Annotated in this window: 12 protein-coding genes; 6 read left to right on the top strand and 6 right to left on the bottom strand. The window is 47.6% G+C overall.

Annotated features, from left to right (window positions below):
- Positions 1 to 50 precede the first annotated feature (50 nt).
- Positions 51 to 1,361: an MFS transporter gene (locus ACM6JA_RS08925; RefSeq protein ID WP_414852009.1), complete on the bottom strand. Its 1,311-nt coding sequence runs from the start codon at positions 1,359 to 1,361 to the stop codon at positions 51 to 53.
- A 214-nt stretch (positions 1,362 to 1,575) separates the two neighbouring features.
- Here ACM6JA_RS08925 and ACM6JA_RS08920 point away from each other — a divergent pair, with 214 nt between their 5' ends.
- Positions 1,576 to 3,174 (top strand): amidohydrolase, encoded by a 1,599-nt coding sequence (locus tag ACM6JA_RS08920; RefSeq protein WP_414852008.1) that lies wholly within the window; start codon positions 1,576 to 1,578, stop codon positions 3,172 to 3,174.
- Between the two features lie 80 nt (positions 3,175 to 3,254).
- Here the strand turns inward: ACM6JA_RS08920 and ACM6JA_RS08915 are convergent, their stop codons facing one another.
- Complete coding sequence (locus ACM6JA_RS08915; RefSeq protein WP_414852007.1) at positions 3,255 to 3,734, bottom strand: SRPBCC family protein; 480 nt, start codon at positions 3,732 to 3,734, stop codon at positions 3,255 to 3,257.
- A gap of 122 nt (positions 3,735 to 3,856) precedes the next feature.
- A complete protein-coding gene (locus tag ACM6JA_RS08910) occupies positions 3,857 to 4,753 on the bottom strand; it encodes a DMT family transporter (protein WP_414852006.1) in 897 nt (298 codons plus the stop codon).
- Positions 4,754 to 4,898: 145 nt separating this feature from the next.
- On the opposite strand from ACM6JA_RS08910, the gene ACM6JA_RS08905 reads away from it, so the two are divergent.
- Positions 4,899 to 5,777, top strand: a complete 879-nt coding sequence (locus tag ACM6JA_RS08905; protein WP_414852005.1) for a LysR family transcriptional regulator — start codon at positions 4,899 to 4,901, stop codon at positions 5,775 to 5,777.
- A gap of 1 nt (position 5,778) precedes the next feature.
- On the opposite strand, the gene ACM6JA_RS08900 is transcribed toward ACM6JA_RS08905, so the two are convergent.
- Both ACM6JA_RS08900 and ACM6JA_RS08895 read right to left on the bottom strand, forming a co-directional pair.
- Complete coding sequence (locus tag ACM6JA_RS08900; RefSeq protein WP_414852004.1) at positions 5,779 to 6,525, bottom strand: TIGR02206 family membrane protein; 747 nt, start codon at positions 6,523 to 6,525, stop codon at positions 5,779 to 5,781.
- Between the two features lie 364 nt (positions 6,526 to 6,889).
- Positions 6,890 to 7,399 (bottom strand): Gmad2 immunoglobulin-like domain-containing protein, encoded by a 510-nt coding sequence (locus ACM6JA_RS08895; RefSeq protein ID WP_414852003.1) that lies wholly within the window; start codon positions 7,397 to 7,399, stop codon positions 6,890 to 6,892.
- Between the two features lie 158 nt (positions 7,400 to 7,557).
- Here ACM6JA_RS08895 and aspA point away from each other — a divergent pair, with 158 nt between their 5' ends.
- Positions 7,558 to 8,982: an aspartate ammonia-lyase gene (gene aspA, locus ACM6JA_RS08890; protein WP_414852002.1), complete on the top strand. Its 1,425-nt coding sequence runs from the start codon at positions 7,558 to 7,560 to the stop codon at positions 8,980 to 8,982.
- Positions 8,983 to 9,052: 70 nt separating this feature from the next.
- Here the strand turns inward: aspA and pdaA are convergent, their stop codons facing one another.
- Positions 9,053 to 9,838, bottom strand: coding sequence for a delta-lactam-biosynthetic de-N-acetylase (gene pdaA / locus ACM6JA_RS08885; RefSeq protein WP_414852001.1), 786 nt, complete (start codon positions 9,836 to 9,838; stop codon positions 9,053 to 9,055).
- 279 nt (positions 9,839 to 10,117) lie between these two features.
- Here pdaA and ACM6JA_RS08880 point away from each other — a divergent pair, with 279 nt between their 5' ends.
- The 3 genes from ACM6JA_RS08880 (at position 10,118) to ACM6JA_RS08870 (ending at position 15,737) form a co-directional block, all read left to right on the top strand.
- The gene (locus ACM6JA_RS08880; protein ID WP_414852000.1) at positions 10,118 to 10,408 is read left to right on the top strand and encodes a DNA primase; all 291 of its coding nucleotides are present in this window, start codon (positions 10,118 to 10,120) and stop codon (positions 10,406 to 10,408) included.
- A gap of 100 nt (positions 10,409 to 10,508) precedes the next feature.
- Positions 10,509 to 13,781, top strand: a complete 3,273-nt coding sequence (locus ACM6JA_RS08875; protein WP_414851999.1) for an SNF2 helicase associated domain-containing protein — start codon at positions 10,509 to 10,511, stop codon at positions 13,779 to 13,781.
- 183 nt (positions 13,782 to 13,964) lie between these two features.
- Complete coding sequence (locus ACM6JA_RS08870; protein WP_414851998.1) at positions 13,965 to 15,737, top strand: CotS family spore coat protein; 1,773 nt, start codon at positions 13,965 to 13,967, stop codon at positions 15,735 to 15,737.
- Positions 15,738 to 15,746 lie beyond the last annotated feature (9 nt).

Below are 15,746 nucleotides of genomic sequence, written 5' to 3'. Positions count from 1 at the left end.
GGCAAGACAAGTCAGCCGAAGCGGGTTTTATCATGGGCGCACGCTTACGTTTAGTTGTCTGGTTTTTTAGTCGCAGGGACGTGACGGAATAGCTTGGTCATGCACGCCCATGCGATGAGTGGGCCGATTCCGATGCATAGAATCAACCAGTTCAGCGTAAGCGGAGAGACGCTCAAGGAGGTTACCAGCAGAAAGATCAGAATCCCCACCAGCCGACCAACGTCCAGAGCGAACTCTCGCAGCACGACATACTCGACCCGATTGCGTGCGCTCTCTTCGTTAGTGCCAATCAGATCAAAAATCGTGGAGAGCATGGGCACAGAGAACAGCGGATAAGCGATAGACACGGCGATCCCGAAAATAAGCAGTGTCGTAAAGCTCACCTGCCAAAAAAATACGAAGAGAATCCCCCACATGATGACAGAACCAGTGAGCATTCCCCACTTGCGATAGCGAGGAGAGAACCATTTGGCGATCAGGAAATAGCTTACAAGCCCCACGGCAGATGTAGTCAACCAGTAGTTGCCGAGAGTCATCTCGCTTCTCGTGGAAATGTAGACGAGTAGACCGATCACAAAGCCGAATACGCCTTCACGCAGTCCTTGACCAGCTAAAGCGCCTGCTGCCCAGCGCCACTCGGGCTCCTCTCGCAAGCAACGTAAGGAAAAGCTCCAAGAATACGTCCCTTCCGATTGGCGTTTTTTCAAAAAAAAGCTGATGAACACGCCGACGACAAATAGCGCAAGAGAGATCCCGAAAATAAGGGAGTAGCCACTATTGCCCGGAAGCTGCGTAATGAGCAAGCCTGATATCCATGGAGCGAGCATACCGCCAATGGAAGCAAGCAACCCTGCCCAACTGTTGAAAAGGTCGCGGTTACCGGCATTCGTGATTTCGAAGTACACCACATTAAAAGAAAGCCAGAAAAATCCACTCGCCATACCCTGAACGAGCCCAAGCGGTACGGCATAAGAGACAGCTTTTGGCCCCGCCAGAAGAACGAGCAAATAAAAAAGGGCAGAAACTGCCATTCCGGCACGCAAGACATTCATTTTGTTCAAACGCTTGACGTACCAGCCAGCAAGCCAGAAAGTAAGAGCACCCGCGAGATGGGCGGCAAAAGTAAACCAAGCGATCGGCGCAAATTGACTTTTTACCTTCCACAAATAGACGTTTACAAACGTGCCAGAAAGGGCGCCGGCCGCAATGAATACAGCGTTGACCAGGAGCAGCAGCTTGGCTTGATTGTCCAGACGCCCTGATGGCTTTTGCTGAGAAGGCTCGTGGCGCGACATTTTCAGACCAGTGGACTCCTGAGTTTGAAGGAAGGGTGGAAGGCGTTTTTTTGTTTTCTGTTGCATACGTTCCCTCCGCGCAAAAATAGGACATGAACATAACGTGCCCTACCGCTGCTGCTTTCAACAGGAAAGTGAGTAAATACCATGTTTTCCCAAATGAAAGGTCGCAATTTTTTGAACGTTATTTCATTTCAGGGAGGAAAACGACTATCAGCAAACAAATTAAGAGAGGATAGGCATGCGAAAATACAGAAGCGAACAGAAAAGAGGTCACGAGATGGCGACAACCATTTTCAGGAATGGACGCATTTACACAGGAGATACCAGGCATTTGTTCGTACAAGCACTAGTCGTTCGAGATGGAATTGTCCATGACTTGGGCAGCGATGCGGACATGCTTCTTCAATACGGAGGCAGCGATGCAACGATCATTGATCTGCAAGGATATACCGCTACTCCGGGATTGATTGACAGCCACCTGCACTTGGGATGGCTCGGTCTCACGTTTTTGCAGCTGGATTTAAGCAAAGCTCGGTCCAAGGACGAGATGCTGTTTCTCTTGAAAGAAAAAGCGCAAGCCACACCAGAAAATACGTGGATACAGGGCTACGGCTGGGATGAGAATTTGTTCGCGGATGGTGGCGGCATTCCTGACATCGAAGAGCTTGATGAAGCTGCACCACATTGCCCGATTCTTCTTGCACGAATATGTGGACATGCGAATTTGGTCAACAGCAAGGCATTGGAGCTATGTGGCTATCATCGTGACATGGAGGTGCCTGCGGGGGGAGTCATTGTACATGATCCTGTGAGCGGAAAGCCAACGGGTATGCTATTAGAAACTGCCTCCACCCTGATTACGAAGCATATTCCGAGACCTGACTACGATCAGTTGAAGCAAAGCCTGCGCAGCTCGATTCGCTATGCAATGGCGCATGGATTGACAGGGGCACATACGGAGGATTTGCGTGAATTGGGTGGACTTGCGCAAACGTATCGGCTCTATGATGAGCTCATCAATGGCGAAGAGCTTGCGTTGCGTAGCAACCTGCTTGTCTTCTATCCGCATATGCATGAGCTGCGCGACTTAAACATGACGGCAGGTTACGGCAACGCACATGTGCAAATCGGTGCGGTGAAAATTTTTGCAGATGGGGCATTAGGACGCAGGACGGCTTACCTGTCAGCTCCGTACGCTGATGATCCGAGCACCAGTGGTTATCCCGTACATGAGCAAGACGAGCTGACAGAGCTGGTTCGACAAGCACGTGGACTCGGGATGCCCATTGCTGTACACACCATTGGCGACAAAGCACTGGAAATGGTGCTGGACAGCTTGGATCAGTTCCCGGCAGTCGCCTATCGGGACCGCCTCATACACACTCAAATCTTGCGGCCGGACCTGCTGGACCGCTTGAAGCATCCTCTTCGAATCGCTGATATTCAACCGCGTTTTCTTGCAGGAGACTTCCCGTGGGTGATGGATCGCGTAGGGCAGGAGCGGATTCAACACTCGTACATCTGGAAAACGATGATGGATTACGGAATCATTTGTGCTGCGGGCTCGGATACACCGGTAGAACCAATCGATCCTCTGTTGGGGATACACGCAGCCGTCACGCGCAAAGCACCGGGGGAAACACACGATGGATACTTCCCGCAAGAAAAGCTGACGATGGAGGAAGCGATTCATCTGTTTACATTGGGCAGTGCACAGGTGACGAATGAAGATCAAGTCAAAGGCACGCTGTCTCGTGGAAAATATGCGGATATGACCGTCTACTCCAAAGATCTGTTTACCATCGATCCAGACGAGCTGCTCTCGACAAAGGTCATGATGACCATCATTGGCGGGAAAGTTTGCTACACGTCTTAAAAAATAACCCGAAAATCAGAGCAGTGGCTGTCCTGGACAAGAAAGTAAAGTCCTGGACTGCCGCTGTTTTATGGAACGATCTACTTTTCAGACATACTTGCCAGATGCACTTCAAGACGATCCATAGTCTGTTCGGCACCTGGAACGGCGTATGTTTTCACCTTATCGAATACAGCGGCAGTTTCTTCAAAAACGGTGCGATAAGTGAGTTTGGTCTTGCCATCCAGATCCTCAAAGATGGCTGTCGCTTGAAAATGAGGAAATACAGTATGTTTGAAGACGATTCGCTCGAGATTAACGACCTCGACAAATACGTTGGTGTTGGGAAAATCAACGCCATCAGGACCGTGCATGATAAACTGCCAAGTACCGCCCGGTTTTAGATCAAACTTCTGAGAAGTCGTCGTAAAACCTCGAGGCCCCCACCACTTCGACAGGTTCTCCTCTTTCGTCCAAGCATCAAACACAAGATCGCGTGGAGCATCAAATACCCGGGTGATCACAATCTCGCATTCACCTACTTGCGTTGTGATTTTGTTTGCTTCGTTGTTTTGGTTCATGCCCATCCCTCCATACTAACTAGCTTCGTCATGGATAAACTCATTTTTTCAATCATAGCAAATAAATCAGGCTTGGAATTCCTTCAGATTACTCTCTTTCATGACCCAACGCAAAACCCAACTCAGGATAAGTGGGTCGGGTTTTTTGTCAGCTGCTTTCCGCGCAGCAAGCTCTTCACATCGATTTCCGCAATCAGCACACTGATCAAAACGAGACCTGCGCCTATGTACCCGCGAGCAGACAGTGTTTCGCCTGCGACCAAGAAGGCAAACAGGGCAGCGAAGACTGGCTCCAAGGAAAAAATAACACCGGTGTGCGTGGCAGTCGTATATTTTTGGGCCACCGTTTGAACGACAAAGCCAATTGCACTGCACAATACGCTAAGGGCGAGCACGGCGATCCAAGCCTCTGTAGTCTGCGGCAATGTGGGAGTCTCCAACGCAAAAGAAAAAGTAATGCCCAACAGTGCCGTAAAGCCAAGCTGGTAAATCCCCAACTGGATCGTATCCGATTGATTGGCCCATCGGCCTGTTACGGTAATATGTGTAGCGTAAAAGAGGGCACCTGCGATGCACAAAAGGTCTCCTTGGCTGATTCGAAATTCAGCGTTTAGTGTGAGCAGGCCGATACCAATCATGGCCAGTCCAGCGCCGACAAAGACTCTTTTTTCAGGACGGTTTCTCAAGAGAATAGATAAGAGCGGAACAAAGATAACGGTCAAGCTAACGAGAAAACCAGCCTGGGAAGCTGTCGTTGATTTCACTCCGTTCGTGATGGTGGCAAAAACCCCGAAAAGGAGCGCACCGAGTACGAATGCATGGAGCAATGTTTTTCGATTCGTGCCACGCAAGCGTTTATGGAACAAGGCGGCTGCCAGTAGAAAAGCGATGCCAAAGCGGATACCGATCAGATTGAAAGTCTCCAAATCCTTCAATCCCATTTGCATAAACACATACGACGTTCCCCAAAACAGGGTGACCAAAATCATAGCCAAATCGGCTTTCACTTGCGGTTTCATGATGGGATAAGCCTCCTTGCCCGGGAAAAAGCGGGTCCTAATCACTGTTGCGCCATAAACAGTATACGAGTATCGTTTAAATAAGAAAAATGAATGTTTGTGATGATTTTCATGAATCAGATTCATGTAAAGGGGACGAAGAAGGGTGAGTTTGAACAAGTTTGAGGTAGTGATCACCGTTATTGAGTCGGGGAGCTTAACCAAAGCTGGCGAAATACTAGGTCTGACACAATCAGCGATCAGCCATGCGATTGCGAGTCTGGAACGGGAATTTGGGTTTTCGCTTTTGACCAGAGGACGATCGGGCATTAGCCTCACGAGTAATGGGGAGCGACTGCTACCGTACATGCGTGAGACCTTGCGCTGTCATGAGCGGATGAAGCAAGAGGTGTTTGCCATCAACGGGTTGGAGGTCGGGACGGTGAGAATTGGAACGTTCACGAGTGTTTCCACGCAATGGCTTCCCGGAACCCTCAAGCGGTTTCAAGACCAGTATCCAGCGATCGAGATTAAGCTGATGGAAGGGTATTACGATGGAATTGAGAGCTGGATTCAAACCGGAGAAATTGATTTCGGCTTCGTCTCCTTACCGACAACAGAGGATTTGGAATGTATTCCTTTAAAAAAGGATCAAATGTATTTGCTGGTGACAGAGGAACACCCGCTCTACGGAGAGGAGCGGGTGCATGTGAGCCGATTGGCCGAAGAGACATTTATCATGCCGAAGACGGGCTGTGACAATGATATACAGCGCTTGCTGGCCCAGTATCAGATCGAGCCGCGAATCAAATATGAAGTGGGAGATGATCACGCGATTATTGCCATGGTGCAAAATGGGCTCGGGATCAGCATTCTTCCGGAAATGATTTTGTTCCGTTTGCCTGCAAATATTCGGATGATCCCGCTTGAAGGGGAGCATTACCGTTCGCTGGGGGTGGCAGCAACTTCTTTTTCCAAGCAGTCACCGGCTGCCAAGCGCTTCTTGCAGTTTGTAACCGATTGGGTGAACGAGCAGCAAGCGTAATTCAGACAGATAAATCGCCCCTGACTTCCTTCGCCAACGGCTGCTTTTGGACAAAGGGCAGGTACAACAAGAAAAACAAAGCGAGTGCTACTCCTTCCAACGAAATGATATACCACGGATACGGGCCCAAAAAGTCAATCAGACTGGGATTGTCCGGTTTGCGCGAGACAAATAAGTAATTTCCGCCCGTCCATTGGTTGACGAAAAGTGCGACGAGCAAAAGCAGGTTTAAAAAGCCCATCGTTTTCCAAATCGAACGGACAGTCGGACGGTAGCCTTCTACCCACGTCATGTACAGGCAAGCAAGGACAATTCCCGCGTGGGCTACAAAAAAATGCACAAAGCGAAAATGTGGAAATGGATAAAACAACTCGGGGGTAAGCAATGCTTGCATGGCTCCGCCAATCCCGGCAAAAAACGTAATCTCATATAGCCCGTAGCTTCTCGTCATCAGCATCACGGTAGAAAGAAGGAGAGTCACGCTACACAACTGCAAGGGCAGTGTGTAAGCAGCCGTCCAGCTCTCGGTATAAACATGCCAAAGCTGATAACAAATCTCTGACAAGAGCAAGACACCCGCAAGTACGTAACGTGTGGCGAGTCGATTTGTCGGGGCTTGGAGCTTTTGCCGAAATAAATAGGTGAGCACGATAAGACAGAGCACAAGAATCAAGGTGATAACGTGAGAAGTGGAAAACAGCCGAAACGGCTCCCCTGTCAGGAAAAGTGAAAAATAGGGTGAGGTCATGATGATCTCCTCTTTGTTTATTATTTTTTATATTTGAAAATTCACGAAATTTTAACAGATAGCTATTTGTCTGATATAAATCTTTGGTTATAATATAAATAGACTACGTTACATCATTGAGAGGAGATATAGTCTTGAACTTAGTGCTCACGGAAAAACAATGCAAGTCTTGCCAGGCTCGCTTGACCGAGTATGAAATCGAGAACAATGGTGCACTCTGCATGGAATGCTTCAAGGAAGAACAAGGCGAGTAAAAGTAACAGCAAGGCATACGGCAACCGACTGTCTACTGCTATCTAATAATAGACCCTTTCAATCAGACCCTCTCTTTTTAATAGAGAGGGTCTGATTTTTTTTGCAGGCCTTATTCCGGGAGCGGAATGATGAGTTCCATTCTCCGGCTGCCGTCTTTCATGCTTGTTTCAAACAAGATCAGTGTCAGTGTGCTGTTCGGCTCCGCTTTTTTCACTTTCAGTGTATGGGTAAAATCTCCCCAATCAGGAGCAGCGGTCGTAGCCTGCACGAAACCTTGCGTTAGCTCGTTATGTCCATCTTCTACGACATAATTGAGTACAGCTTCGAACACGCTCGCCTGTCCTTTGATTTCAAACGTGTCTTGGGCGGTTTTCTTCACAGTGACATTGCGGAAAATATCATTGGCATAGACTGTCTCCTGCTGAGCTGGTTGCTCCGTTGGTGGTTTCTCAGGAGTTGTAGGTGGTTGCGTGGTTGCGGGTGGCTCAGAAGCAGGTGTCTCTGGCTCGGCCGCAACGGGTGGCTTCTGTTGTTCTGTTGGAGTGGAAGGGCTAGTTGTGCCACTCGTGCATCCTTGCAGCAAGCCAATCGTCAACAGCAGCAAAAGCAGTTTTTTCATGGTATCCCTCGATTCTGTCTGGTATGAAATGGTACCTACAAATAGTAAGACGTAAAAACAAATAATAGTGTTTCAGGTGGAACGGTCTTCCTGCGTCAAACTGTGGTAGAATGGAGAGGAAGTAGCAACCATTATCCTAGAAGGCTGGTCTGATAAGAATGGAACAACAGACGTTTCGAGTGGAAAAAGACTTTCTCGGCGAGAAGCAAATTCCAGTAAATGCTTATTATGGCGTGCAAACGATGCGAGCAACGGAAAACTTCCCAATCACCGGGTATCGTCTTCATTTTTCCCTCATCAATGCAATGGCAATGGTAAAGAAAGCAGCTGCGATGGCAAATATGGAAGTTTCCAGATTGAATCCGCGCTTAGGAAATGCGATTGTCGCTGCGGCGGAAGAAATCATGCAAGGAAAATGGCATGATCAATTTATCGTCGATCCGATCCAAGGTGGAGCAGGTACTTCGATCAATATGAATGCCAACGAAGTGATCGCGAACCGCGGTCTTGAAATGATTGGTGAGAAAAAAGGGGATTATTTCCACCTAAGCCCAAATACACATGTCAACATGTCTCAGTCTACCAATGATGCTTTCCCGACAGCGATTCATATTGCAACACTCACCCTGTTGGAAAAGCTGCTCGTGACGATGGATAAGATGCATGATGCATTTGGCCAAAAAGCAAAAGAATTCGATGATGTCATAAAAATGGGCAGAACGCATTTGCAGGATGCGGTTCCGATTCGCTTGGGCCAAGAATTCGAAGCATACCGTCGAGTACTTGAGCGCGACATCAAGCGTATCAAGCAATCTCGTCAGCATTTGTACGAAGTGAATATGGGAGCGACTGCGGTAGGAACGGGTTTGAATGCTGACCCTCGTTACATTACAACAGTAGTCAAGCATCTTGCCGATATCACAAGCTTCCCGCTGACAGGTGCAGAGCATCTCGTGGATGCTACACAAAACACAGATGCGTACACAGAAGTATCAGCAGCACTGAAAGTTTGCATGATGAATATGTCTAAAATCGCGAATGACTTGCGTTTGATGGCATCAGGACCTCGAGCTGGACTGGGAGAAATCTCCTTGCCAGCACGTCAGCCAGGCTCCTCGATCATGCCAGGAAAAGTCAATCCTGTCATGGCAGAGCTCATCAACCAAGTAGCGTTTCAGGTCATCGGAAATGACCATACGATTTGTTTGGCATCCGAGGCAGGTCAGCTAGAACTGAACGTTATGGAGCCTGTGCTTGTCTTCAATTTGCTGCAATCGATCAGCATTATGGACAATGCATTCGATGTCTTTACGCGTCACTGCTTGGAAGGAATCGAAGCAAACCGCGAGCGCATGAAAGAATACGTGGAAAAAAGCGTTGGCGTCATCACTGCGGTGAATCCTCATCTCGGGTATGAGACTGCTGCACGTATTGCCCGCGAAGCTATTTTAACAGGAAAGTCTGTACGTGAGCTGTGCTTGCAACACAATGTACTGACAGAAGAAGAACTGGATCTGATTCTTGATCCATTTGAAATGACTCATCCAGGTATTGCCGGAGCATCCTTGCTGGATCGCGACTAAACCCAAAAAACTCCCGCGCTTTGCACATGCGAAGCAGCGGGAGTTTTTGCTTGCAAAAGGAGGGGGTGCACTACTTTTTCGGAAGGTGATCCAAGCTCTTGAATTCATAGCCTTGCTTGCGTGCTTCATCGATTATCATCCCGAGAGCCTCTGCATTGTCTTTGGAGACAGAATGGAGCAGAATAACAGCGCCGGGATGCAATTGGGCCATCACGCTATCATAGGCATATTTTGCCCCCCGTTGGACTTTGGTATCCCAATCCTTATAGGCGACCGACCAAAAGACATTGGTATAGCCCAAATCTTTGGTTACAGCAAGTGTCCGATCGCTGAAAATACCTCTAGGAGGTCGCAAGTAACGCATGTTAGCTTGTCCGGTCACTTGCTGGACCGCATCGCTTACTTTCGTCAGTTCGTCTTTGATTTTTTGATTCGATACAGTTGTCATATCGGGATGGCTCCAGGAATGGTTGCCGATCAGATGTCCCTCTTGTGCCATTCGCTTTATCAACTCGGGCTGTTCCTTCACAAAGTGCCCTGTCACAAAGAAAATGGCAGGGACTTTTTTCGCGACAAGTGTATCTAAAATCTTTGGCGTAAAGCCATTTTCATAACCGTTATCAAACGTCAAGAAAAGCTCTTTTTTCGTAGTATCCCCTAAAAAAACCGCACCGTGACGATCCACAATGCCTTTAAAGCCTTCCTCGTTGATAGAGGGTAACTGACCATTCTTGCTCTTTTTAAATCCAAAATGGTACGGGTGATCTGGTGAGGCCATAATCGAGTCAACTGGCAAGGCACTTGTAAGCAACAAACTAATCCCAATCAACAAGCTTTTGATCATTCGTCTTTTCAATAATGAGCTCTCCCTTCTGTAGCGAAGTCGTGATGTATTTAAGGCGATTCCCTCAAAAGTTTGTCCAGTCTACTTCCAAATATGTAAACGTACATCTACAACTGCGGCTAGGCAGAAGCGCACGTGAAGCGGTATTCCAAGTTGTGTAAAAAACTTCTTTGGGTAAGGCGACAACTGTCCATACAAGAAAAAGAAACTCGTCATATAGTATCAAAGTCGACAGAAAACTGTTGGCAAATGCCACCAAGTAATCATCTATAGCCAGGAGGTGTGGTTAACATGGAAGAATGGTTGGAGCAATTACGTGAGGCCATCGGTGAAGGTGCAGAAGAATTGGAAGTAAAAATTGAATACGAAGATGGTACTACGAAAAAATTGTACTTCGGCAGTAATGAAGAAGATGAGGAAGATGAAGACGAGGAATCCGAAGACGAAGAATCCGAAGACGAGGAATCCGAAGACGAAGAATCCGAAGACGAGGAATCCGAAGACGAGGAATCTGAAGACGAAGAATCAGAAGACGAAGATGAAGATGAAGATGAAGATGAAGACGAAGATGACGACGACTAATCGTTTGTATTTGTTGAAAAAAGATACGCGTACATGCGTATCTTTTTTCTGTTGCATTCTGTAATATTAAACATATTTCATGAAGAGGATGGAACAGAAAATGAGCTTTCAAGTGAGTCATCAAACGATAAAAGAATGGTGCGGTCGCCTTTCTTATGAAAGAGGAAAGACTTTTTACCGTTCTGGGAACGTGCTTGTGGAGCATTTTCAACAGGAACCTGCCTGGATCAAAACGACAGTGAACGCAGGAAAAAATAATTATCAGGTCACTATTGAACTGGACGAGTCTGGTATGGCAGCAGTGTGCAGTTGTCCTACTTTAGCGTCGTACGATCACTACTGCCAACATATCGCAGCCTCGTTGTTAACCATGCGTGATCTGCAAGTTGACGAGCATCCTGTCAGCTATTCCAATTCCTCTGCAACGAGACCAGCAGGCATGACAACACAGTCTGATTCCCAACTAACAGAGGGACTGTTCGGCTTGTTCGTGGACCGGCCGATTCGGACAAGCCATAATCGCGTGTTGCTGGATTCACGAACAACGCTTGACTTGGAAATCATATGTAAAATCGTACCGTACGGCTTTCGCAAGAGCATGATCGGAATAGAGCTGAAGCTAGGGCCAAAGAGGTTGTACATCGTAAAGGACATTCGTGCGTTTTTAGACCGTGTGGATAAGCAGCAAGTGTATCGTTTTTCTAGCCAATTTACCTATGATCCGAATTTGCATCGCTTTTTGCCAGAACATGAAGCCATCCTCCGTGAACTCCTGCAAATTTACCGCACGGAAAAAATATATCGAGAGACAGCCAGTTACCAGTATCAGGAACAGAAGCATGTAGGTGGGGAACGGGTTCTTCTTGTTCCACCCTTTACCTGGGAGCGATTATTTGCTTTGCTACTTACCGCACCGTCTGTTCACATTCAGCATCATGACCAAATGTATCCAACGTTTGCATGTATCGATGAGCCGCCGCCACTCCACTTCGAATTCGACCAGACAAAAACCGATCAATATCAGCTGGAAGTCCAAGGATTCAAGCAAATCACTGTCTTGGAAGCTTACGGATTGTTGCTCGTAGATGGCAAATGGCACAGACTGCCAAAGGAACAATGCCACAGTTTGGCAGAGCTGAAGCACTTGTTAGAATCTCATAGCAGTGAGCGGATTCACATTCCTACGGAAAAAATAGAGTCATTCATGGTGCAGATTGTTCCGGCCTTGATGAAACTGGGGAACGTGCAAATTGCAAAGGCCGTCTCAGAACGAGTCGTGCAATTCCAGTTAAAAGCCAAGCTGTATTTGGACAGGGTAAGAGACCGGCTGCTGGCGGGACTTGAGTTTCAATACGGCGATATCATCATCAATCCGTTGGAAGGCAATGAAGGGGGAGGGCAACGTGGCAGTGAGCTGATTTTGATGCGTGACGGGGAGAAGGAGCGACAGATTTTAGAGCTGATGGAGGAAAGTGCCTTTACCCGCACGGAAGGAGGGTATTTTCTCGATGACGAGGAAGCTGAATATGACTTCCTTTACCACGTCGTCCCTAAACTGGAAAAACTGTTAAAGGTATACGCGACAACTTCCGTAAAAATCAGGATTCAGCCTCTCCACCTACCACCAAAAGTAAAAGTGGATGTCGATGAGCGAACAAATTGGCTGGATTTTCGCTTTGATATGGATGGGATACCCGAGTCCGAGATCCGAGGTGTGATCCAATCGGTAGAAGAAAAGCGCAGATATCATCGGCTGTCGAATGGAGCGCTCCTGCCGCTTGAGACAAAGGAATTTGAGCAAATCAATCGTTTCCTGGACGAGATGGGCATGCAATATGCTGAGCAAATGGGAAGTGGTTTTCAACTGCCTGCTTTTCGCGGACTGCGCTTGCTTGATATACCTATGCAGGGGCAGTCTGTTCAGCTAGGCAAATCATTGCGCCAGTTTTTGGAGAATATGCGTAACCCTGATAATCTGGACTTTCCAGAACCCGAATCTTTGCAAGCGACACTTCGAGATTATCAGAAGTTTGGCTATCAATGGATGAAAACACTGGCACACTACGGCTTTGGGGGAATTCTTGCAGATGATATGGGCCTGGGGAAGACATTGCAAAGTATTACTTTTCTTCTCTCTGTTCTGCCTGAAATCCGAGAACAAAAGCTCCCAGCGATTATCGTGGCTCCTGCCTCTCTTTTATACAATTGGCACAATGAAATCAAAAAGTTCGCGCCAAATATCCGTAGCGTTATTGTGGATGGTACGAAGGAAGAGCGAAATCAAATCGTAAACGAGCTGTCAGAAATCGATGTGCTCATTACTTCGTATCCGCTCTTGCGTCGTGATCATGCCCAGTTCGAGGAGCATTCCTTCCACACCTTGATCTTGGATGAAGCGCAAACCTTCAAAAACTATGTGACTCAAACAGCCCAGACAGTAAAACGAATAAAAGCCAAGCATCGCTTTGCTCTTACGGGAACACCTGTGGAAAACAGGGTAGAAGAGCTGTGGTCCATCTACGATGCTGTTTTCCCTGAGCTTTTTCCGGCACGAAAGGAATTCCTCGACTTGCCGCGAGATACGATTGCGAAGCGGACGCGTCCATTTTTATTGCGCAGGCTCAAAACTGAGGTACTGAAGGAATTGCCGGCCAAAATTGAAACACTGCAAAGCGCAAGACTGTTGCCAGAACAGAAAAAGCTGTATGTCGCCTACTTGGCGCAGCTCCAACAGGAAACAGTGAAGCACCTGTACAATAAAGGTTTTCAAAAAAATCGGATCAAAATTCTCGCAGGCTTGACGAGACTGCGCCAAATATGTTGTCATCCAGCGCTGTTCATCAAAGAGTATGACGGAGGGTCAGCCAAGCTCGAACAGCTATTCGAGATTATCGGTGAATGTAAAAACGCAGGGAAGCGCGTTTTGCTCTTTTCTCAATTTACGGAGATGCTAGGGATAATCGGACGCGAGCTGGGGTATCACGGTGTCCCGTTTTTCTATCTGGATGGGCAGACGCCAGTGGCAGAGAGACTAGAATTGTGCAACCGATTTAACGAGGGAGAACGGGATTTGTTTCTCATGTCTTTGAAAGCTGGGGGAACAGGATTAAATGTGACGGGTGCGGACACCGTAATCTTGTATGATCTGTGGTGGAATCCCGCTGTGGAACAACAGGCAGCTGATCGTGCTCATCGTATCGGACAAAAGAATGTCGTCCAAGTGATCAGGCTTGTTGCAGAGGGAACGGTCGAAGAGAAAATGTACGAGCTGCAACAAAAAAAGAAAAACTTGATCGAGGAAATCATTACACCGGGGCAAGAGGCAATCTCAGCTTTAACCGAGCAAGAAATACGCGAATTGCTGATGATTTAACACGAACAGCTTGACTATCGCTACCATGCGAAGGGTCAAGCTGTTTTTTTGCGAGACTTTATCCCTGTGCGAATAACGAATTGGCAGACTCCCAATGATATTTGTCCGGTTCGAGATAAGGATATAGCGAATAGCTTATGGAGAAGGACGAAGGCATCACCACAGGAGTGTGGGGGGAATGGAATGGAACAATATGTGATTAAGCCATGGGATACCCGAGAAGGGAATGTGGAAACGCCGGCTAACTGGGATATGACAGTGCCACCGGAAGTAGATGCGATCGCAGAACAAGTGATCAAAGAGTATGACATGTCGGTGAAGAGTCGTACGCTCATTACTTCCAAGCCAGACAAAGGCGGGGCTATTTGGCGCATTGAGACAGATAAAGGTCCGCGCAGTCTAAAGGTACTGCACCGTACGCCTGAACGCAGTCTCTATAGTGTGGCTTTCCAAGAATACGTCGTCAAACAGGGGGCAAGGGTACCAGCACTGATTCCTGCCCGAAATGGCAGTCTATATGTGGAAAAGGCTGGGAAACTCTGGATTGTTACCGATTGGATTGCCTTGCAACCGGCAACAAAAGTAGATTTGATAGGCGCGCAAGAGCTTTGCTACGGTCTTGGTGAATTCCATCGTCATTCGAAAGGCTATGTTCCGCCCGCCGGAGCCAAAAACTCTTCCCGTTTATATCGTTGGCCCAATCATTATCAAAAGATTGCCAAAAAAATCGGGTGGATGCGGGAAGTAGCAAAAGCCTACAGTGAAACACCAGCAAGTAAATCCATTTTGGCCGTCGTCGATCACTATGAACAGCAAGCATGGGCAGCCTTAGAGAAACTAAAAGCATCTGCCTATCCGAAAATGATCAAAACGGGAGAGGCACACTGGGGATTAGTGCACCAAGATTATGGCTGGTCAAATGGTCAAAATGGTCCGGGAGGGCTTTGGGTCATCGACCTGGATGGCGTGTCGTACGATTTGCCGTTTCGGGATTTGCGCAAGCTCATCACCAGTACGATGGATGATATGGGCGTCTGGGATGTAACCTGGATGCGCGGCATGATCGAAGCCTATCATAAGGCAAATCCACTGGATCGCGAATCGTTTGAAGTGCTCTTAAATGACATGGCAGTGCCAAACGAATTTTATAAGCACCTCAAAGAGATGTTTTACGATCCCGAAATCTTTCTGTCGACGGAAGCGGAAGGCATTCTTCAGCGAGTGTTGACGGGGGATAAAACGAAAGATGCGGCATTGGCAGAGCTCGCAAAAGACATCAGCAAATACGAACCGGGCAACTATGACCAAATAACGGAAGTAGTTGAACCGCAAAGGCTGGCGTCAGGTATCAAGGAATTCATCCCTGTTGCGGTATCCACTCCACCGACAGAGTCTTTGGTCGAGGCGCCGAAAGACAAAGAGTCCAAGAGCAAGGTGTCTAAGGTAAAAGTGTCTAAGGTGAAGGGATCCAAAGACAAAGAGTCCAAAGTCAAGGAGCCTGCAAGCGATAAAACGCCAGTTATACCGGAAGAAAGCCAGCGAGAAGCGGCAGAGGCAGAACAAAGCACTACTCGCAGAACTCGAATCTCATTCTCGGGAAATGTTCCTTTTACGCCATCAGCGCCACTCGCTACAAGCGAAGCACGAAACCTCGTTCGTCGAAACAAAAAACGGGGGATGAGCTCAGCTGTCTCAAAAAGCAGCAGCAATAAGTCAAGCAAGCCTCAAAGGAGAGTAAAGGTCTCTATCCAAGTAAAGGCCAAATCACCACAAGCAAAACCCGCAAGTCAAGGGAAAAACAAAAAAGGAACTTTGTGGACATCTAAAGAGCAGTCCCGGACCGTCACTTCCAACAAGAGTAAGAAAGTTGCCAAGACGGCGAAACCAAGCCGTAAATTCATCAACAATCAGATGAAGAAGCAGCGTCAAAAATCAAAGAAGACGAGAGGCAACTAATGTAAGAAG

It is taken from the genome of Brevibacillus sp. IT-7CA2 (genome assembly GCF_949767855.1).
Lineage (GTDB): Bacteria > Bacillota > Bacilli > Brevibacillales > Brevibacillaceae > Brevibacillus.
The sequence above is the reverse complement of the archived record's forward strand: the minus strand, read 5'-3'. Positions and strand labels throughout refer to the sequence as shown.